The 19,304-nt window shown below is 44.7% G+C and carries 20 protein-coding genes and 1 tRNA gene; 12 read left to right on the top strand and 9 right to left on the bottom strand.

Features of this window, described 5'->3' with window-relative positions:
* The first annotated feature begins 6 nt into the window (after window positions 1-6).
* The 10 genes from ACX6CI_RS16480 (at window position 7) to ACX6CI_RS16435 (ending at window position 7,084) form a co-directional block, all read left to right on the top strand.
* Window positions 7-786, top strand: a complete 780-nt coding sequence (locus ACX6CI_RS16480; protein WP_458774744.1) for an ABC transporter substrate-binding protein — start codon at window positions 7-9, stop codon at window positions 784-786.
* A gap of 82 nt (window positions 787-868) precedes the next feature.
* The gene (locus ACX6CI_RS16475) at window positions 869-1,558 is read left to right on the top strand and encodes an ABC transporter permease (protein ID WP_458774743.1); all 690 of its coding nucleotides are present in this window, start codon (window positions 869-871) and stop codon (window positions 1,556-1,558) included.
* Window positions 1,559-1,561: 3 nt separating this feature from the next.
* Window positions 1,562-2,296 carry an ABC transporter permease gene (locus ACX6CI_RS16470; protein ID WP_458774742.1) on the top strand — a complete coding sequence of 245 codons (735 nt, stop codon included), beginning with the start codon at window positions 1,562-1,564 and terminating at the stop codon, window positions 2,294-2,296.
* Window positions 2,277-3,431, top strand: a complete 1,155-nt coding sequence (locus ACX6CI_RS16465) for a succinylglutamate desuccinylase/aspartoacylase family protein (protein ID WP_458774741.1) — start codon at window positions 2,277-2,279, stop codon at window positions 3,429-3,431. The genes ACX6CI_RS16470 and ACX6CI_RS16465 overlap by 20 nt, the downstream gene beginning before the upstream one ends.
* Window positions 3,432-3,466: 35 nt before the next feature.
* A complete protein-coding gene (locus ACX6CI_RS16460; RefSeq protein WP_458774740.1) occupies window positions 3,467-3,841 on the top strand; it encodes a YkgJ family cysteine cluster protein in 375 nt (124 codons plus the stop codon).
* A gap of 42 nt (window positions 3,842-3,883) precedes the next feature.
* Window positions 3,884-4,912, top strand: a complete 1,029-nt coding sequence (locus ACX6CI_RS16455) for a threonine aldolase family protein (protein ID WP_458774739.1) — start codon at window positions 3,884-3,886, stop codon at window positions 4,910-4,912.
* Between the two features lie 81 nt (window positions 4,913-4,993).
* Window positions 4,994-5,575 (top strand): hypothetical protein, encoded by a 582-nt coding sequence (locus ACX6CI_RS16450; protein WP_458774738.1) that lies wholly within the window; start codon window positions 4,994-4,996, stop codon window positions 5,573-5,575.
* Complete coding sequence (locus ACX6CI_RS16445; protein WP_458774737.1) at window positions 5,572-5,928, top strand: hypothetical protein; 357 nt, start codon at window positions 5,572-5,574, stop codon at window positions 5,926-5,928. Before ACX6CI_RS16450 ends, ACX6CI_RS16445 begins: the two co-directional genes overlap by 4 nt.
* Before the next feature lie 33 nt (window positions 5,929-5,961).
* A complete protein-coding gene (locus tag ACX6CI_RS16440; RefSeq protein WP_458774736.1) occupies window positions 5,962-6,570 on the top strand; it encodes a LysE family translocator in 609 nt (202 codons plus the stop codon).
* Window positions 6,571-6,613: 43 nt separating this feature from the next.
* Complete coding sequence (locus ACX6CI_RS16435) at window positions 6,614-7,084, top strand: YfeK family protein (RefSeq protein WP_458774735.1); 471 nt, start codon at window positions 6,614-6,616, stop codon at window positions 7,082-7,084.
* A 70-nt stretch (window positions 7,085-7,154) separates the two neighbouring features.
* Here the strand turns inward: ACX6CI_RS16435 and ACX6CI_RS16430 are convergent, their stop codons facing one another.
* Window positions 7,155-8,015, bottom strand: coding sequence for a HesA/MoeB/ThiF family protein (locus tag ACX6CI_RS16430; RefSeq protein ID WP_458774734.1), 861 nt, complete (start codon window positions 8,013-8,015; stop codon window positions 7,155-7,157).
* A gap of 242 nt (window positions 8,016-8,257) precedes the next feature.
* Here ACX6CI_RS16430 and ACX6CI_RS16425 point away from each other — a divergent pair, with 242 nt between their 5' ends.
* Entirely contained in the window at window positions 8,258-9,130 is an 873-nt protein-coding gene (locus ACX6CI_RS16425) for a hypothetical protein (RefSeq protein WP_458774733.1), read from the top strand.
* A 111-nt stretch (window positions 9,131-9,241) separates the two neighbouring features.
* On the opposite strand, the gene acnA is transcribed toward ACX6CI_RS16425, so the two are convergent.
* The 5 genes from acnA to ACX6CI_RS16400 all read right to left on the bottom strand — a co-directional run bounded on the left by acnA (window position 9,242) and on the right by ACX6CI_RS16400 (window position 14,020).
* Window positions 9,242-11,905 carry an aconitate hydratase AcnA gene (acnA, locus tag ACX6CI_RS16420; RefSeq protein ID WP_458774732.1) on the bottom strand — a complete coding sequence of 888 codons (2,664 nt, stop codon included), beginning with the start codon at window positions 11,903-11,905 and terminating at the stop codon, window positions 9,242-9,244.
* A 131-nt stretch (window positions 11,906-12,036) separates the two neighbouring features.
* Entirely contained in the window at window positions 12,037-12,516 is a 480-nt protein-coding gene (locus ACX6CI_RS16415) for a DUF3124 domain-containing protein (RefSeq protein WP_458774731.1), read from the bottom strand.
* A gap of 58 nt (window positions 12,517-12,574) precedes the next feature.
* Window positions 12,575-13,075, bottom strand: a complete 501-nt coding sequence (locus ACX6CI_RS16410; RefSeq protein WP_458774730.1) for a ferritin family protein — start codon at window positions 13,073-13,075, stop codon at window positions 12,575-12,577.
* A 79-nt stretch (window positions 13,076-13,154) separates the two neighbouring features.
* A complete protein-coding gene (locus ACX6CI_RS16405; RefSeq protein ID WP_458774729.1) occupies window positions 13,155-13,820 on the bottom strand; it encodes a nitroreductase in 666 nt (221 codons plus the stop codon).
* A 23-nt stretch (window positions 13,821-13,843) separates the two neighbouring features.
* On the bottom strand, window positions 13,844-14,020 hold the full coding sequence (locus ACX6CI_RS16400; RefSeq protein ID WP_458774728.1) for a hypothetical protein: 177 nt from the start codon (window positions 14,018-14,020) through the stop codon (window positions 13,844-13,846).
* 321 nt (window positions 14,021-14,341) lie between these two features.
* On the opposite strand from ACX6CI_RS16400, the gene lon reads away from it, so the two are divergent.
* Window positions 14,342-16,777, top strand: a complete 2,436-nt coding sequence (gene lon / locus ACX6CI_RS16395) for an endopeptidase La (protein ID WP_458774727.1) — start codon at window positions 14,342-14,344, stop codon at window positions 16,775-16,777.
* A 160-nt stretch (window positions 16,778-16,937) separates the two neighbouring features.
* On the opposite strand, the gene ACX6CI_RS16390 is transcribed toward lon, so the two are convergent.
* The 3 genes from ACX6CI_RS16390 to ACX6CI_RS16380 all read right to left on the bottom strand — a co-directional run bounded on the left by ACX6CI_RS16390 (window position 16,938) and on the right by ACX6CI_RS16380 (window position 19,237).
* Window positions 16,938-17,012 (bottom strand) — tRNA-Gly (locus ACX6CI_RS16390).
* 92 nt (window positions 17,013-17,104) lie between these two features.
* Window positions 17,105-18,406, bottom strand: coding sequence for a CBS domain-containing protein (locus ACX6CI_RS16385; RefSeq protein ID WP_458774726.1), 1,302 nt, complete (start codon window positions 18,404-18,406; stop codon window positions 17,105-17,107).
* Between the two features lie 21 nt (window positions 18,407-18,427).
* On the bottom strand, window positions 18,428-19,237 hold the full coding sequence (locus ACX6CI_RS16380) for a M48 family metallopeptidase (protein ID WP_458774725.1): 810 nt from the start codon (window positions 19,235-19,237) through the stop codon (window positions 18,428-18,430).
* Between the last annotated feature and the right edge of the window lie 67 nt (window positions 19,238-19,304).

Raw genomic sequence — 19,304 nt, 5'->3', positions numbered from 1 at the left:
CTGTAAATGAAGAAGTTCATGGTTGTTTTTGCACTGTGTATGTTTCTGGCGGCAAGTGGCCCTGCTATGGCCAAGGACTGGACGAAGGTTCGTATTGGTGTTGAGGGTGCGTATCCTCCATTTAGCTATGTTCAACCTGATGGTGAACTCGCAGGATTCGATATTGATATCGCAAAAGCCCTTGGTGAGGCAATGGGTGCTGAAGTTACCCTCGTTGCCCAGGACTGGGATGGTATGATTCCAGCTCTTATGGCCAAAAAATATGATTGCATCCTTGCCTCCATGTCCATTACTGAAGAGCGTTTAAAAAAGGTTAATTTCAGTAAGAAATACTACAGAACTCCTGCAAAATTCATCACCAAGAAGGGCGCAATTCCTGCTTTCTCAAATGATGCCCTGAAAGGAAAGACTGTTGGTGTTCAACGTGCAACCATCCATGATCAGTATCTTACCGATGTGTATGGCAAGGATGTTGAAATTAAGCGTTACGGAAGCCAGGATGAAGCGTATCTGGATCTGGTTGCAGGTCGTGTTGATCTTCTTTTAGCTGATAGTGTTGCACTTTCTGATGGTTTTTTGAAAAAAGAAGAAGGAAAGGACTACGAGTTCATTGGACCGGATCTTAACGATCGTAAATGGTTTGGTGATGGTGCAGGTATTGCTATTCGCAAGCAGGACAAAGACCTGGAAGAATTACTCAATAAGGCCATCGATACCATCCGCGCCAATGGAGTGTACAAGTCCATCCAGGATAAGTATTTTGATTTTGACGTTTATGGCGACTAATTGCCCGATAACGGCGTAGTTTACCTTCCCTGTCGGATTATCCGGCAGGGAATTCCTGTTTTTTTATCGTAGCCCCTATCCTATGTTTTCACTGCACGGTTACGGACCAAGTATCTTTGAGGGGACAATTCTCACCCTCGAAGTTTCTCTTGTTTCTCTTTTTCTTGCCATGATACTCGGCATGTCTGGTGCCCTGGCTAAGTTGTCGCGCTCTGCTGTTCTGAGAGGGGCTGCAACAGTTTATACCACAGTCATTCGCGGTATTCCTGATCTCGTTCTTATGCTGCTGGTATTTTTTGGCGGTCAGGTCTTTGTAAATCAGATGGCGCCGCTATTAGGGTACGATGAGTATATCGATATCAACCCCTTTGTTGCCGGTGTCTTAACCATCGGGTTTATCTTTGGCGCCTATATGACCGAAACCTTTCGCGGGGCTATTCTTGCTGTCAATAAGGGTCAGCTTGAAGCGGGCTATGCCTATGGTATGAGTAGTTTCAAGGTGTTTCGACGTATTCTTTTTCCTCAGATGGTACGGCACGCACTTCCCGGTTTTGGTAACAACTGGCTGGTTCTTGTGAAAACAACGGCCCTTGTTTCAATAATCGGCCTTGATGATATGGTGCGTAAGGCTTCCATGGCTGCTGGTGCCACAAGGATGCCTTTTACCTTCTATGTGGTTGTTGCCATTAACTTCCTGCTTATCACAACTGTCTCCATCTACCTGTTAAAGTTTTTGGAAGATAAGTATTCAATTGGGGTAAGGAGGGATTAGAATATGGATTTTTCAATTATAACCGGGAATTTCGATGTCTATCTTGAGGGGATGAAGAACACCCTCATCCTGGTGTCTATCTCACTTGTACTTGGACTACTGATGGCAATTCCCCTTGCGGTATTGCGAGTGGTTGGCAATAGCTTCGTGCAGTTGCCCATACGTGCCTTTGTCTATTTTTTCAGGGGAACACCGCTGTTAGTCCAGATGTTTCTGGTGTACTACGGTTTTGGTCAGTTTGATTTTATAAAAGAGAGCTTTGTCTGGCCACTGTTTAAGGAGGCCTACTTCTGCGCTCTCCTCACGTTTTCACTGAACACCTGTGCCTATACTGTGGAAATCCTGCGTGGCTCCATTGTGGCAACCCCCCATGGCGAGGTTGAGGCGGCAACGGCTGCAGGGATGTCAAAGCTGTTGATGCTTCGGCGTATAATACTCCCCAGTGCTTTTAGGCGGGCGCTTCCCGCCTATTCCAATGAAATTATCTTTATGCTCCATGGTAGTGCCCTTGCAAGCGTTATTACCATCATCGATATCACCGGTGCAGCGCGGATCATAAATTCCCGATATTACAGTCCCTATGAGGCATTTATTACGGCTGCTCTTTTTTATATGGCCATTACATTCACTCTGGTTTTTTGCATTAGACAGCTTGAGAAGAAATGGCATGCTCACCTGCAGCCAGCAGATCAAAGTGTCGTGAAAATAGAGGCTCCCCATGAAGACATTGCGGGTTAAGTATCACCATCTGCCCAAGGCGGCAATTGGTAATGAACGATTTTTTGTGAGTCTGCATTTCGGACCAGAAAACAGTAAACGAAAAACCTATATTCAGGCTGGTCTTCATGCCGATGAGGCTCCGGGATATCTCGTTGCAGGTAAACTTATTGATCTGCTCCGCGCAGCCGATGAAAAGGGTGAGATTCTAGAAGAAATCATTGTGGTTCCCGCAGCTAATCCAATTGGTCTTGGGCAGTGGGATACGGATATTGTTCGAGGACGCTTTGACAAGGTTGATCAGGTTAACTTTAATCGTCACCACGAAGACCTCACTGCAGATTTGGTCGAACGAATTGAAGGCAAACTGACTCAGGATTCAAGTAAAAATATACAACTGATTCGAGACTGCAGTCGAGAAATTTTAGAGGCCAGAACGCCCCTCACAGAGGCGGATCATCTGAAGAATGGTTTAATTAAACTGTCCCACGATGCGGATATTGTACTCGATCTACACTGTGATCATCAGGCTTTGTTGCATATCTATGCGGGTACACCGCTTTGGCCAGATTGCTCTGATCTTTCAGCCCAGATGGGTGTGTCGGTAAACTTGCTGGCAGAGGACTCAGGAGACGTGCCCTTTGACGAGGCAAACAGTAAAATTTGGTGGGAACTTGCAGCAAAATTTCCCGAATATCCAATCCCGTCTGCATGCCTTGCTGTAACGGTGGAATTGCGGGGGATTCTGGATACAGATCCCGACCAGACGACAGAGGACGCAGATAATATTTTTCTCTTTTTGCAAAGAAGGGGCTATATCGCAGGTGAGGCTGGCCCTTTACCCGAACTTCAAGGTGAGGCCACACCGCTTGAAGGTGTGGATTATATTAAAGCCGGATCTGCAGGGATATTGACCTTTACGAAGACACCCGGAACCTGGGTAGAAAAAGGGGATATTCTTGCTGAAATTGTTGATCCAATTAATGATAGTCTTACGGGTGCTGACAGTAGAAAACGCTCTTTTGTTAAAAGTAGTACGGCAGGGATGTTCTTTGCCAGAAGTGTAGATCGTTTTGCGCGACCCGGGAAAATTGTAGCAAAGGTGGCTGGTAAAGAAGCGCTGGTGCCAAAAGGTACTAAACTCCTCACATCCTGAGGGCTTATCTGAAGAGACGTTTGGAGGGCTGTGGTATGGAAGAAGGTCGTACAGGTTCCAAACATAGGATATTTTGTAACTATTGCCCCGGTTTCTGCTGCTATCGTCTTCCCGGTTCGACTCTTTATGTAACAGCCATTGATATTAACCGCATAGCCCGCCACTTTAACATCAGTGATGGTGAGGTTCGCAGGAAATATATTGAAGGTAAAAACACCTTTAAAGTAAAAGCAGACGGTTCTTGCATTTTTTTGGTCGATGGTAAACTCAATAAACGTTGCGGCATCCACATGGCCAGTCCCCAGCAGTGCAAAGACTTTCCCTACGACGAGCCTTGCCCATATCTCTATAGTGAAGATCTACTTGCAATCATATCTCCAAAGGTAGAAGCGAGTTATCCCTCACCTTAATTTCTTTGTTGATCTCTATAAGCTACCCACGAAAGGATTTCCATGTACAGCTTTAAAAACGATTATAGTGAAGGAGCCCACCCAAATATCCTCAATGCTCTTGTGAAATATAATCTAGGGCAGGAAGAAGGTTACGGTGGAGATCGCCACACTCTAAATGCTATCGCTTCAATTCAAAAGGCTCTGGGGGATGAGAGGGCAGACGTTCATCTGCTTTCAGGAGGTACCCAGACAAACCTGCTCGCCATTAGTTCGTTCCTGCGTCCACATGAAGCCTGTATTACCGCAGCAACTGGTCATATTGCAACCCATGAAACGGGTGCCATCGAGGCCACAGGACATAAACTTCTCACGGTAGACACTAAGAGCGGCAAGCTTACTCCAGAAAGTATTGATCCCATTTTGATTGACCACCATTTTGAGCATATGGTAAAGCCTCGTCTTGTCTATATCTCTAATCCAACGGAATTGGGAACGGTATATTCACGGTCAGAGTTGAAGTCTTTGAATTCCTACTGTCAGAAGAAGAACCTTCTCATTTATATGGATGGTGCCCGACTTGGAGCAGCACTCACCTGCAAGGGCGCAGATCTCACAATGGCTGAAATGTATCAGCTGACTGATGCACTATTTATAGGTGGTACGAAGAATGGTGCTCTGCTTGGAGAGGCACTGGTCATAAGAAATGAAACTCTACGGGCAGATATCCGCTACCTGATAAAACAGAGGGGTGGCCTACTTGCTAAAGGTCGTATTTTAGGGATTCAGTTCGAAGAGTTATTTAAAGATAATCTCTACTGTGATCTTGCCAGAAAAACCAATGTATCTGCGCAATATATGGTCGCTGAACTGGAAGAAACTGGATGCAGATTTTTGATCAATTCCCCGACAAATCAGATTTTTCCAATTATGGAAAATAGAGTAATAGAGCAGTTATTGACCAAGTACGAATTCTACGTATGGGCAGCAATAGATGAGACACACTCGGCAGTACGTCTTGTTACATCTTGGACAACAACAGAGGCTTCAGTAAAAGGCTTTGTAGACGATTATATTGCAGCATTAAACTGAACTTTAGCTTGATAGACCGCAGCATGCCATGAAATGGTTTGTCATTATCAGACATTCTAGTTCGATTTATGAGATGACAATATGGATATAGCATTACAACTCTGGGGTGGTAGTTTTTACCTCATAAATAAAGTCCTCTTCGCCCTGGCTGAGAACAAGGCAGAGGATTTACAGAGGAAATTAAAGCTTTTTAGCTGGGCTATCTATATCCTAGGTGTCCCAGCCTGGGTTATAATACTTATAGGTAAGCATAACTGGATTGCTGCATCTATCGAAGCTGGAGGCGTGCCCTCAATGTTATTTGGCCTCTATAATGTGTATAAAAACGCTGAAGTACCAAATAGAACCTTTGACAAGGTTGCTTCACTGTTCACATTTGGCTCAATAATGGTTGGGGTTGGTTATAGTTTGCTCGATTATGGCGGAATATCTTCCATCTCTCAGGTATTAGAGATAGGTGTAATGCTGGGCTTTTTGTTAGGGAGTTATCTGCTGGCTAAAAATAACCGGAAGGGTTGGCTGTTTTTCATGTTAATGAACGGGAGCATGGCAACTCTAATGCTTATCCAACACAAGCCGCTATTGGCATCCCAACAAATCGTATCCTTAAGTTTTGTCATTTACGGCTATTTTTTATCAAGGAAAAAGAATAAAAGCGTATGATAACTATTGGAGAAAATCTCAAGTTTACGCGGTTTGACGTTATGGAATTTGATTCCAGCGAAATAAAACTCGTGAGTCAATCAAACGAATTAAAAACAGTTGCTACCAGTGAAGTTACAAAGGTCGAACTGATTGGGGTAAAGAACAATTCAGGTTACTCAGGAACCATGGAATGGGGGATGAAAAATCCTACGTTTCTACTACCTACGAATTTTTGTTATACCATTCTTAACTGGTTTAAGAGACAAGAAGATGATGTGTATTACAAAATGACAATGGTGGGAGAAGAGCCATTTGTCGTGCACAGCAGTAAAAAAATATACAAAGAAATCTGCAGTATAATCAAGCCTTAAGTTCCACTGACCCTACTTTCGGAGGTAAGTACGATGAGTACTGAGTTTCTTCTAACGTCCCTGGTTGTTGTTTTGATTCCGGGTACAGGTGTTATATATACTATTTCCAATGGAATCTTTCTTGGCTGGCGGGCCAGTATTGCGGCGGCCATTGGATGTACGTTAGGTATCATTCCTCATTTGCTTGCAAGTATACTCGGGTTATCTGCAATCTTGCATATCAGTGCTGTTGCATTTCAGACCATTAAAATCGCAGGTGCTGCCTATCTGATGTATTTAGCATGGGGAATGTGGCGTGAAACGGGGTCCTTGAAGTTCGATTCAGCTTGTTCGAATATGCGATATAGACAAGTTATAACCCGAGGAATTTTAATCAATATCCTTAACCCCAAACTTTCTATATTTTTTCTGGCGTTTTTACCGTTTTTTGTTTCGCCCTCAGCTTCGTCACCAGTTGTGCAGATGGGACTTCTTGGCATAATTTTCATGGGGATGACCTTTGCTGTTTTTATGCTCTATGGTCTTTCCGCCAATGGAGTTCGGCACTATGTAGTTAATTCTCCCAATTGTATCATTTGGATGCAGCGAACATTTGCGGCGTCCTTTGCGACCTTAGGTGCGAAACTGGCTCTCACTGATTAGATATTGAGCGTGGTTAACTACTTTAATTCGTAATAGGAAATGTATGTTAGTAGAATCTGCTGTTGATCATTCAACCCATGACTTCATGCTGAATAAACTTCTAGGATCAGCAACCATTCGTTGCTCGGTAAGAGGGAAAGCATTGTGTAGTCTATTATTGATACTACTTATCATCTCATCTGTGGGTGTGCGGGTTGTTTTTGCAAAAGATATGAGTGAGCAGGTCGCAGTTGAGGTGGATCAGCTGATTACCTTTGTAGAGACATCTGGATGTCAATTTAACAGGAATGGTAAGTGGTATGATCCTGTGGAAGCCGCAAAGCATATTGCAAAAAAATACAGGTATGTGAAGAAAAAAGGCCTGGTCAAAACCACTGAAGATTTTATCAAATACGCGGCGACTAAAAGCAGCATGTCCGGTAAGGTCTATACGGTACAATGTGGGGACGCCAAGGTTGTGGAGTGTTCTTCGTGGTTGAACACTGAACTGGCCCGTTATCGCTTAGCGAAATAGATTGCATTACTTCGTGATTGGGCGAGGATGCTACTCTTCACCGAAGATTGTGCAACCTCTGTAAATAATACTAGGCGCCTATTTTAAGGTGCTCAACACTGTAGTCGCTAAGATCTGAAAACAACAAACTGTTTCTAAGGGGTGATTCAACTCCTAAAATCAGATTAACTATTTCGGCACACTCTATAGATGCCATGTGGGAAGCGGTAAATCCCAAGGTTCCCAGGCCTGACTCTACACCTCGTTTGGGCGCGTCACTCTCTTTTCCATAGAGGTTGATAAGACCACTGGTACCCGGAGAAATGGTGGTTGCCTGTCCGCTTTTTCCGGCAATGGCAGCTGAAACCATTGGGATGTTGAGCGCTATACAATGTCGTTCAAGTGAAAATCTGGCAGATATGGTGTCCAGGCAATCGACTGCAATATCAGCCCCCTGCAGTAGAGAATGTCCATTTTCATCGCCGAGATATTCAGGAAAAAGTGTTACCTGCACTGCCGGATTAATGTCCTGGACTCGTTTGCCGGCCACGGTAACTTTGGCAGTTCCAATATTTGCAACGGTGCTGAGTAGCTGTCGGTTAAGGTTGCTTTCATCAAAGACATCACCGTCAATAAGGGTGAGGTTGCCAACCCCGACCCTTGCAAGGAGTTCTGTAACGCCACCACCAAGCCCTCCAAGGCCAATAACTGCGACCCTGGCCCCGTGCAGGCTAAGTTGGTTAGTAACAGAGAGTAAGCGCTGATTACGCGCAAATCGTGTGGGGGTTATACCGCTTATAAGGGCAAGTTGTTCCACCTCATAGAGTGAAGAGGATGTTTTTTGAGCTATATCTTTCGCATCTTGAAGATCTATTGCCATAAAAGGACTTCCGTCTGGACGCAGTAGCTGTTTAGAATATCTTTTAAGGAGAAGGCTGATTTGCTCTTGCATGACTGGAGTCCTTTGTTGGAGTAATCTGTTTGGTTTTACACATGTTGTATTTAATCAACACAACAACGTTGTTGGGGCAGTAAAAAACCTGTACTGTCTGAATTACCACGTAAACAGTAATTTGCAACTGAACTTATATTGGTGTATAAAAAAGTGGATGCATGGACCTCTCTGGTGGGGTCGTAACTTTTGGCTCAGGTTGAGAGTTGAACCCTGAATTTTACAATAATTGGACTGACTATATGAAAAAAGAGAAATCAAGAAGTAAGTTTTTCGGTAAGGTTCGAAAAAAAATGTCTGGTAAAGATACTGAAGTAAAAGCCGAAAAGGGTCCAGTGGAAAGTGATGAAAAAAAGCTAATGACGGCCGAGTTTGAAGCGGTAAAGAAAAATCCAGGGCATTTGACCGGTTGGGATTTCGATAGAGCATTTGATTTTATAGAACGATATCCGGATAGTAGTGAGGCGGAAATTCTTATGGGTCAGATGTACGCAACAACCGGACAACTGCTTAAAGGGTTAAGCTATGCCAGTGCTGTAAAGGTTGTGGAGCGTATGCCGGGACATGCTGGTAGTGATTCGATTATTAAGGGTATGTATGGGTTGGAGCGGGACTTTATTCAGGAATTGCGCTCCGATGTCATCGGCAAGATACTGACCATTATTCCCGATCATCCCCTTGCTGACGAGTTGACCACTGCACTTGCGAGGAAGAATCTGACCAATGCCTTCGATTTTATTACAGAAAATCCTGAAAATAAGTATGCTAAAACCCTCATAAAAGCGATGTTTGATCGTGATCCTAATATCGCAGTTCTACTACTTCAGGAAAAGATGGACCACCCCCATGTGTCCAGTATCTTTGACGGAATTTATGCAATCAGCGATAATGCTGATATCGCCCGACTCACCCCAAACGCCGTTATATTTATTCTTGATGTGGCGCCGGACCATCCAAAGGTCGAAACCATGATCGATGTCCTGGTGGAGAGAAACTATGTTAAAGCCTATGACTTTGTCAAGATGCATCCAGATCATGCCCTTGTGGAGACCTTGAAAAAGCAGATTCTTATCCGTAAGCCTGAGTTAAAGGTGCTCTTTGACGAGGCAAACTGATTTTATTTAACGCTTCCTGTTCATTCACTTTACAGGAAATAAAGAAACTACAAAGCCCCGAGTCTGGAATCAGATTCGGGGCTTTGTATTTGTCAGTACAGGCAGGGGAGATTAATCTCCTTTAACCATTTGCCTCAGTACATAATGCAGAATACCACCATGTTTGAAGTAGGTTACATCAACCTCAGTATCAAGTCGGGCAATAACCTCAAAGTGTAGCGTTGAGCCATCTTCTTTTTTGGCGGAAACCTTAATCGTTTTTCTCGGGCTGATGTCCGCAAGTCCTTCAATTGTAATGAGTTCCGTACCAGTGAGGCCCAGGGATTGAATATTCTCACCCTCTTTAAAGACGAGGGGAAGGAGTCCCATTCCGACGAGGTTATTACGGTGGATTCGCTCAAAAGATTCGGCAATAACTGCTTTTACTCCGAGGAGGTATGCGCCCTTGGCGGCCCAGTCTCTGGAAGAACCTGTGCCGTACTCTTTACCTGCCAGAACAATAAGTGGTGTTAATTCTTTTTTATAGGCAACCGATGCATCGTAGTTATACATCTCGGTGTTTTCCGGCTGTTTGAGGGTGAATGCTCCCTCCTTTGGTTCAATCATCTTGTTTTTGATCCGGATGTTGCCAAAAGTTCCCCGCATCATTACTTCGTGATTGCCCCGTCTTGAGCCGTATGAGTTAAAATCTTCTACAGTAACACCCTGCTCCATGAGATATTGACCGGCCGGGTATTCTTTTGCAATGGCTCCGGCAGGAGATATGTGATCTGTGGTCACAGTGTCGCCTAATAGTAGAAAAGTACGAGCATCAATAATATTGTCGGTTTCAGGAGGGGTCAGATCAAAATTATCAAAATATGGAGGCTTTTTGATATAGGTTGATTGTGGATTCCAGTTGTAGGTTGTCCCTTCCTTAACGGGGAGTTTTTTCCAAAATTCATCACCCTCGAAAATACCTTTGTATTCGGTTAAAAATGCCTGCTGGGTGACATATTTGTCCACCATCTCATCCACAATGCTAGCTTCTGGCCAGAGGTCAGCCAGATAGACTGGCTCTCCGTTAGGGTCGTAGGAGAGAGGTTCAGTGCTGAGATCGATATCAACCCTGCCAGCAATTGCAAAGGCGAGTACCAGCATTGGAGAGGCGAGATAGTTTGACTGGATTTTTTGATGTATCCTGGCTTCAAAATTTCTGTTACCAGACAAAACGGCGGCAACGTTAAGCTTATTATCCGATATTACCCGATCAAGTTCAGGGTTTAATGGGCCGCTGTTACCAATACAGGTGGTACAGCCAAAGGCGGTGATATGGAAGCCAAGGGCTTCGTAGTAAGGCATGAGGCCGCTCTGATAGAGGTAGTTACTCACAACTTTTGATCCAGGCGCAAAGGAGGTCTTTACGTATCCTGGGACCTTGAGACCACGTTTGACAGCTTCTTTGGCAATAAGACCTGCACCGATGAGTACATGGGGGTTTGAGGTGTTCGTGCAGGAGGTGATTGCTGCAATGACTACGCTACCGTCGCCTACTTTTTGAGTTCTGTTGTTCATGTTGAACTCAATCTCAGCAGTTTTTTTCTGTTTACTGCTCTTTTGTGCGTTGAAGGCGGTTGCCATTGCAGATAGTGGAATCCTGTCCTGGGGTTTGGCTGGGCCTGCAAGGGATGGTTCAACAGTGCTGAGGTCAAATTCAACTATCTGCGTGTACTCACGTTTTTCACTGTCTTCGTAGAAAAGTCCACTGGCCTTTGCCACAGCTTCGGTAACGGCTGCATGGTGATTTCTGCCAGTGAGCTTTAAATACTCGATGGTTTTCTCATCAATAGGAAAAAAGCCTAGAGTTGCACCATACTCAGGGGTCATGTTGGAGATAGTTGCACGATCCGGAATGGATAGATTCTGCATACCCGGTCCAAAATATTCAACAAATTTTTCAACAACCTTTGTTTTTCTAAGAAGTTCCGTAAGGGTTAGAACCAGATCTGTTGCAGTGATGCCAGCTTTTAACTCGCCAACCAGACGAACCCCTATAACCTCAGGAATAGACATGTAGTAGGGCTGGCCAAGCATGACAGCCTCTGCCTCAATGCCACCAACACCCCACCCCATAACACCGATACCGTTGATCATTGTGGTGTGGGAGTCAAGGCCGACTACGGTGTCGGGATAGGCGACTTGACCAGCACCCGCGTCTTCTGTGATGGTTACTCGACCGAGGTGTTCAAGGTTCACCTGGTGACATATCCCGGAATTAGGTGGAACAACCTTGAAATTGTTAAAGCTTGTCTGGGCCCATTTAAAGACTGCATAGCGCTCACTGTTTCGCTCATACTCCTTGGCGACATTGCTGGTGAGGCTGTCATATGTTCCTGAGTAGTCTACCTGGACTGAATGATCGGCAACAAGCTCTACAGGTACTTTAGGGTTCACTATGGATGGGTCGTGGCCGAGATCCTTTACTGCATCTCTCAGAGCGGCGATATCAACTACCGCAGGCACACCAGTGAAATCCTGCATAAGAACACGGGCAGGGTGGTAAGGGATTTCAACAGGGAGTGTGTAGCTTGTCTTCCAATTGGTTATTTCTGTTAAATCTTCTTTGGTGACGATGTTTCCATCGAGTTTTCTCAGTAAATTCTCAACGAGAATACGGATAGTGTAGGGCAGTCTTTCTATATTGCCAACGCCTTGTTTTGCGAGTTCACGCAGGTCAAAATAACTGTAGTTGGTGCCGCCGACCTGTAACTGTTGCATGAAGTCTTTATTGTCCATAGTCTCCTCACAAATGGTGTTTTGCGTTAATGATTAAGGATCAAACTGTTGGTTGTATACGGTGTCTCAGGACACAGAAGTCGTGTTCAGAGAGGGTTCATGTATCTGAAACTGTGCAACTATCTCAATGATTACTCTAGTGCTTGTCCCCGTGAAGTAAAGGAAATACCTAATTGGGACTGGGTGCCGATCATAACTGATTCGACGATTGGAGGATTTGTTGGCGTATCGGCTTTCCAGGTAACTATAAAGTTTGCTCCAGATCCGCCTGTGTTATCTTTTTGCGGCACCACAAAACGTTCAGATCCCAGCGGTCCGAGGGTAATGGGCTCAGAAATATATTGCTTAACCAGAGGGCCATCGGTCTCGTGGTAGTCTATTCTTGATATGGTGATGGAGTTATTTAAGTCAATATTTCTGATGCTTAATGTCACTGAAAGGAGCAGTGGAGTCTCCTTGTTGCCGTGATAGATGTGGGAGTAGGCAGGGATATAGATATCCTGTCCCTGGCTGAGTTGGTTTCCTGTTTCAGCCAGGCAGAATTGTTCAGTAAACAGGCAGAAGATAATGAGCAGTATGATCTGTGCTGTGGTTCTTATCGTCTGATGCATAGAAATGTATTGTTTAAGTGTTTGCGGTTCCCAAAGGTCGAGTGAATTGCGCTTCCTGTCAGCAGGGGAGCTCATCCACATCGGCGAGCAGTTGTTCAAGTTGCGCAATATGACTCTGCTCCTCTGCGATGATCTGCTGCAATTGCTCACGGTCATCTTCGTCATCGAGGAAATCCAGAAGAAAATTATAAAAGAGAATGGTGTCCTCTTCAAATGATATTGAGATGTCGAGTACTTCTTTAACAGAATTGGATTGTTCCAGGTTCTTTGTATCGAGAAGGAAATTGTTTCCTTTCACCATATCCTGCAATAAGGTCCGGCCAACCGCTTCCATTTCATTCTGCTCAGGGGTAAGGGGCTTTGTGCTTTTCAGGTTCGTAAACCAGATGGCATGTTTGCGTTCCTGCTCTGACATCCAGAGCAACATTTCTGTCACTTTGGGGTTGGTGGAAACCTTACTTGCCTTGAGGTAGCTTTCTTTACCGTTTCTTTCAATCTGTATTGCTATATTTCTGATGTCACCAAAGGTAAACATAGTTTCTCCGTTGTTTTTGCTCATACGCTTTTACTTATGTGTGCTGGTATCCAGGGGAAGCCTATACCCTATTGTACAGCGTTTAGCAAAACAGGATAGTACTTTATTTAAAGAATCTGGTGAACACCTCGATCTCCTCTCTTTCTGTTCGGTAGTTATTTTGCAGGGCGCTTGTGTCTTCATAGCCGAGGGCCATACCGCAGATAAGGGTGTAGCCATCTTCGTATCCCAGGGTTTTCTTGATAACTTCTGGGTATTGTCCCAATGCAGCCTGGGCGCAGGTGGTAAGGCCCTCCTCAAGGGCTGCAAGCATTATAGATTGGATAAACATGCCATAGTCAAGAAAGGAGCCTTTTTCCATGATGCTATCGAGGAAAAAGAAGAGCAGAACCGGGGCATCAAAGCCCTTGTAGTTCGCTTCCCACTGTTCAAGACGTTTTTCTTTGTCGCGACGTTCAATTTTTAGAGCTGAATAGAGTTGAGCTCCACAGACTACACGTCTCTTTTTAAATGGCTCCTTCCATTTTACAGGGTAATAGTTGTAGTCCATTTCCCCAAGTCCACCTTCACGAAATGTTTTAAGAAGGGCAGTTGTCAGTTGTTGTTTCGTTTCACCTTGAACTACAGCAACCTCCCAGGGCTGTGCATTTGTGCCCGATGGAGCATGTCGTGCAACCTCTAGTATATTTTTCACCTGGTCCTGGCTGACCTCTTTGTCGAGAAAGGCTCTGACAGATTTACGGCTTTTAATGGCTTCAGTAATATTCATAGGAGTATATTTCACCTTGTCTTTTAGGCGATCTTGCCTATATCAAAAATTTCATGGCAGGAGGGGCAGATAAAGAGCCAGCGCACCAGATCGTTTTCTTCGTCACGTCTAAGCATGGTATGAAAACCATCACTATATCGGCAGACCGGGCAGGTACGGAATTCTTCTTCTAAAACGACTTTGTGAATTGTATCACTCATGGTTCCACCTCAGTTGATTAGTATGAGTTTGTACTGCGAGGTCTACCTGTTCCAGAAAAAGAGAATAACTATTAAGACAAAGAGATCAAGAATTGTAGTCAAAATATTACAATACAACCGTTGGTAAGGAGAAAAAGTAAATAATTGTAGAAAATAAAAGATATATCTAATTGCAAATGATTATCATTTTTATTAAGAAAAGGGTAGTAATATTCACTGTCGGTCTTAGATTAATTCTCAAATACTTCCGCTCCCTGTAAAGGGCGTCAATTTATAGAGGTGTCCTCAGAAGACACCGTGCACAAAAAAAGGAGAGAGTAGATGGCTGAAGAAACAACTGTTTTAACCCCCGATGGAATCGAATCTCCTGGCGATGAGAAACTGGGACCAGATAAATCCTTAATGGTGGCAAAGGATCTGCTGCCTGAAAACATTATGGTTATCCCCCTTCACGACAGGCCAATGTTTCCTAAAATGATGGGCCCTATTATTATTGATGACCCTGGTTTGCAGCAGGCTGTCATGAAGCATGTGAATAAAAATACTCCGCTCTATTTTGCCCTTATCCTCCAGCGGCCCACAGACGATGGAATGGCACACCCGGCATCAAGCAGGAATGATTTTTTTAAAGTGGGAGTTGCTGCACGGGTCATCCAGGTTTCTCCTTACAAACAGGGAGAACCACTTCAGATCCTCGTTCAGGCTCTGGAGCGTTTTGATGTTCTTTCCATGAGAAAAGATAAGGCTCTGTTTACCGCTCATGTGAAGTACTGGTTTGAAACTATTCAGGAAAATATTGAGGAGTTTAAGGCCTATTCCGTTGCAATTATTGATTGTATTAAAGAGCTGGTGAACTTAAATCCTCTCTTTAAAGAGGGCTTAAGTCTGCTTATAGAGCGGATTAACTTGAGTGATCCGGGGTCGCTTGCCGATTTTGCAGCATCCATGACCACCTCTTCAGGGTCGGAAATTCAGAAGATTCTAGAAACTGCAGAAATCAGAAAACGTCTTGAGATGGTATTGATCTTACTCAAAAATGAAGTTGAGATATCTAAACTCAAGGCAAAGATCTCTAAAAGAATTGAAGAGCAGTTATCCAAGCAGCAGAGAGAGTTTTTTCTCAAACAGCAGTTGCAGGAGATTAAAAAGGAACTTGGTCTTGCAAAGGATGACACCCAGTCCGAAATTGAAAAGTATCAGAAGCGCCTGAAAAAACTGGTCCTCTCGGATGAGGCCAGGGACAAGGTCAAAGAGGAGATCGAAAAACTAAAATTGCTCGGTAGTTCTTCGCCTGAGTTCAATGTTACCCGGACCTACCTTGACTGGCTCACAATTCTACCCTGGGGAGTCTACTCCAAGGACAGTTATAACAGAGCCAAGTCCCAAAAGATTCTTGATAAGGACCACTACGGCCTCACAGATGTTAAAGACAGGATTCTTGAGCTGATCTCCGTAGGTGTTATTAAAGGTGATCTCTCAGGGACCATTCTGCTCCTCCAGGGCCCTCCGGGGGTCGGTAAGACCTCCATAGGACGATCTGTAGCTAAAAGTCTGGGTCGTGAGTTTTATCGGTTCTCTTTGGGTGGAATGCGTGATGAGGCTGAGATTAAGGGACACAGACGGACCTATATTGGTGCTATGCCTGGAAAGTTTGTTCAGGCGATTAAGACTGTTAAGACGGCAAACCCTGTAATCATGCTCGATGAGATAGATAAGATTGGAGCAAGTTTTCATGGCGATCCTGCTTCTGCCTTACTTGAGGTTTTGGATCCTGAGCAGAACAGAGACTTTCTTGACCACTACCTTGATGTTCGTTTTGATCTGTCTAAGATCTTTTTCATCTGTACGGCAAATCAGCTTGATACCATTCCAGGTCCCTTGATGGATCGTATGGAGGTTATTCAGTTGCCTGGGTATATCCTCGAGGAAAAGGTGGAGATTGCCAAGCGTCACCTTATTCCAAAGCAGTTGAGAGAGCATGGGTTGACCAGTAAGCAGATAAGTCTGCCTAAGGCAACAGTAAGTGGAATTGTTGACGGCTACGCCCGTGAGGCTGGGGTGCGTGGGCTTGAAAACTGTGTGAAAAAAATCCTTCGAAAGTCTGTACAGAAGATCATTGAGAAACCGGAGGATAAGATCACCATTAAAAAGAGTGACCTGCGAGATCTCTTAGGAAAACGATACTTCAGTGAAGATCAGGCCTATAAGAAATCGAGGGTTGGAGTTATAACAGGCCTTGCGTACACCAGTATGGGGGGAGCAACCTTGCATATTGAGTCTGTGGCAATTCCTACTGGTCAGGCCGGTTTTAAGCAGACCGGACAGCTGGGTAATGTCATGATTGAGTCTTCAGAGATTGCGTATAGCTATGTGCGCTCCCTGATGCAGAACAATGACGAAGGAGCGGAATTCTTTAAAAAGAACATGATTCATCTCCATGTTCCGGCTGGTGCCACTCCAAAGGATGGGCCTTCTGCGGGTATCACAATGGCATGTTCGCTCTATTCAATCGTCACAGGAAAGGCGATTAAATCCAATCTTGCCATGACAGGGGAGTTGACTCTTACCGGTATGGTTATGCCTATTGGTGGAGTTAAAGAGAAGATGATCGCTTCAAAGCGAGCCAAGGTGAAAGAGGTACTACTGCCAAAAGATAATCAGGAGGATTTTGAGTTACTGCCTGAGCATATCAAAGAGGGTATTACAGCCCATTTTGTCTCGAATTTTGAAGAGGTGAGAAAACTCTGTTTCGCTTAACAGATAGAGTGTCACCTCATAAAAGGATCCCTGCTTGCACGTACTTGTACGATGCGGGTAGGGATTTTTTTTATGCAAAAAATACGGACGTGGGAATTTCTTACTGCGTTGAACTAATCGTGAAAATTTGGGAAAGGGAAGAAGAACTGCAAAGAAAAAATGGAGCGGGAAACGAGATTCGAACTCGCGACGTCAACCTTGGCAAGGTTGCACTCTACCACTGAGTTATTCCCGCTCATTTTGTTGCTGCTGAGGATGTGCTTTTTAGCAGAAGCAGAAAGGGAAGTCAACAATTTTTTAATATGATTTTTCCATTAAGGCTTCTTTTTAATCGGGCAGCAGGTCGTAGGAATATGTCAGAATATCGGTACGTGTGACAATGCCAATCACCTTTTTGTCCTGAACTACGGGGAGGTAGCCGACATCCTTTTCGATCATGAGGCGGGCTGCCATGGTGGGGGAGGTTTTTGGGGTGATTGTTATGACATCACGAGCCATAAATGCTTTAACCGGGCTGTCCCAATGTTGCTGCTTTTTGATCCTTTTAAAATCCCAGAGAACTGTTATTCCGACAATATCATCACCCTCGGTGACAAGAATTCCACGGATTTTCTCCCTGGCCATGGTCGCTTGTACCTCACGCATACTAGTTGTAGGGGGAACTGTGACCACAGGAAAAGACATGATGTCTGAAATGGATGCTGTTTCACTTTTTGAGGCTGTGAGTACCTCTGTTATGATCTCCTGTATCTTTTCGATACCATATTTTCGGCTTTTAACAGTTGCTGAACCGGCGCCCGCGTGTCCACCTCCACCAAGGGCCTGCATCGCCTCACCCACATGAATTTTTTCCACACCGCTCCTGCCAATTACAGTGTTGGTGTCGTCGCTGTTAAAAATAACAAAGAGTGCATCGACATTAACGATTTTACGGTATATAGAAACCACTGCCGCAAGATTAGGTACTTTTTTATTCAGTTTAACACAGTTAAAACCAACAGGATGTCCATTGATAATCTGCTTTTCGGTGGCCTTCATCATCTCAAAAAGGATCTCTTTTTGAGTCTCTTCGTAGGGTGGGTTAAGAAAGAAACTTGCGACATTAAGGTCAGCCTTGTTCTCAAGTAGAAAGGCAGCCGCCATGGCATCTTCGCTCGTTGTGGATGGAAAGGAGAGATGGCCGGTATCTTCGTAGAGCCCTAAAAGCATAACTGTGGAATCAAGTGGGGTAAGCTTGGTGCCCCTTTTTTTCATTTCACGAATCAGCAGGGTAACGGTTGAGCCGATATGTTCCCTTGTCTCCCATGTTGGCACAATATTACCCTTGCCTGTCATATGGTGATCCCATATGTCGATCTCAAGACCTTCTTTATCCCGGAGCTTTTCCATGCGATCCAGACGGTGCCACTGGTCAGTATCAACCACAATGAGCTTTTCGACCTTGTCTGGGTCAATTTCATTTGGCAGCACCAGATTAAAAGCGGTTTTATGGGTAGAGAGAAATTGCTCCACATTTTTATTGGTCATCTTAGGAACAACCCCAATACAACCAGGGTAGAGCAGGGTTGCCGCGATGACTGAGGCGAGGGCATCAAAGTCCGTATTTTTGTGCGTGGTTGCTATGAGCATTGTTTGGATGATACGAAAAGGTTATTGAAGCTGATACACAGGGCGTTCTGATTTGTCGAGATAGTAGGGCATAACCTCTTCTGCAAGAGCTGTGAGCGTCTCTTTACGATTATCCGGAGATGGGTGGGTTGAGAGAAACTGGGGAGGACCTTCACCTCCAACTTCTCCCATTTTCTGCCATAGACTGGCTGCGGCCTTTGGGTCGTACCCTGCCCGTGCAGCAATCACTATGCCAAGGGCATCTGCCTCTTCTTCAGCAGTCCTGCTGTTTGGCAGGGTGACAGCAACGGCTGCGGCAGCAGCACTTCCAGCAAGTATGGCACCCCTGTATTCATTGCCTCCGACTGCAACTGCAAGTCCCATAAGTCCAAGTTGGGAGGCCATGGCAACAGACATTTTCTCGGCTGTATGGTTGGCAAGGGCGTGGGATATTTCATGGCCCATCACCTGGGCAATTTCGTCGTCTGTGGCCTTAGTCTTCTCGATTAGACCGGTGTATATAGCCATTTTTCCGCCTGCCATACACCAGGCATTCACCGTTTCCGGATCATCGATAACCTTGACACTCCATTCCCACTCCTCGGTGTGGGGATACAATATAATGGCCTGGGCGATGAGTCTTCCTGTAATAAGACGGATTCGCTTTGAGACGCGGATGTCGCTATCAATTTTGCCATTTTGCTGCAGCGGTTGAAGTGTTTGAGCATAGGCTGTCCTTGAGGACTCTATGGCCTGCTCCGGTGAAACCAGCATAAGCTGTGATCTACCAGTAGGACTGGTGGCACAGGCAGAAAGGCTGACTAAGAGAATGAGAATAAATAGCTTTTTCATTGTGGACTTTTAGCTCAGTTTGTTTTTTATGTATGTCACTAAAGCTTCCTGCAATTTTCCAATCTTG

It is taken from the genome of Desulforhopalus glucosivorans, from assembly GCF_054397165.1.
The sequence above is the reverse complement of the archived record's forward strand: the minus strand, read 5'-3'. Positions and strand labels throughout refer to the sequence as shown.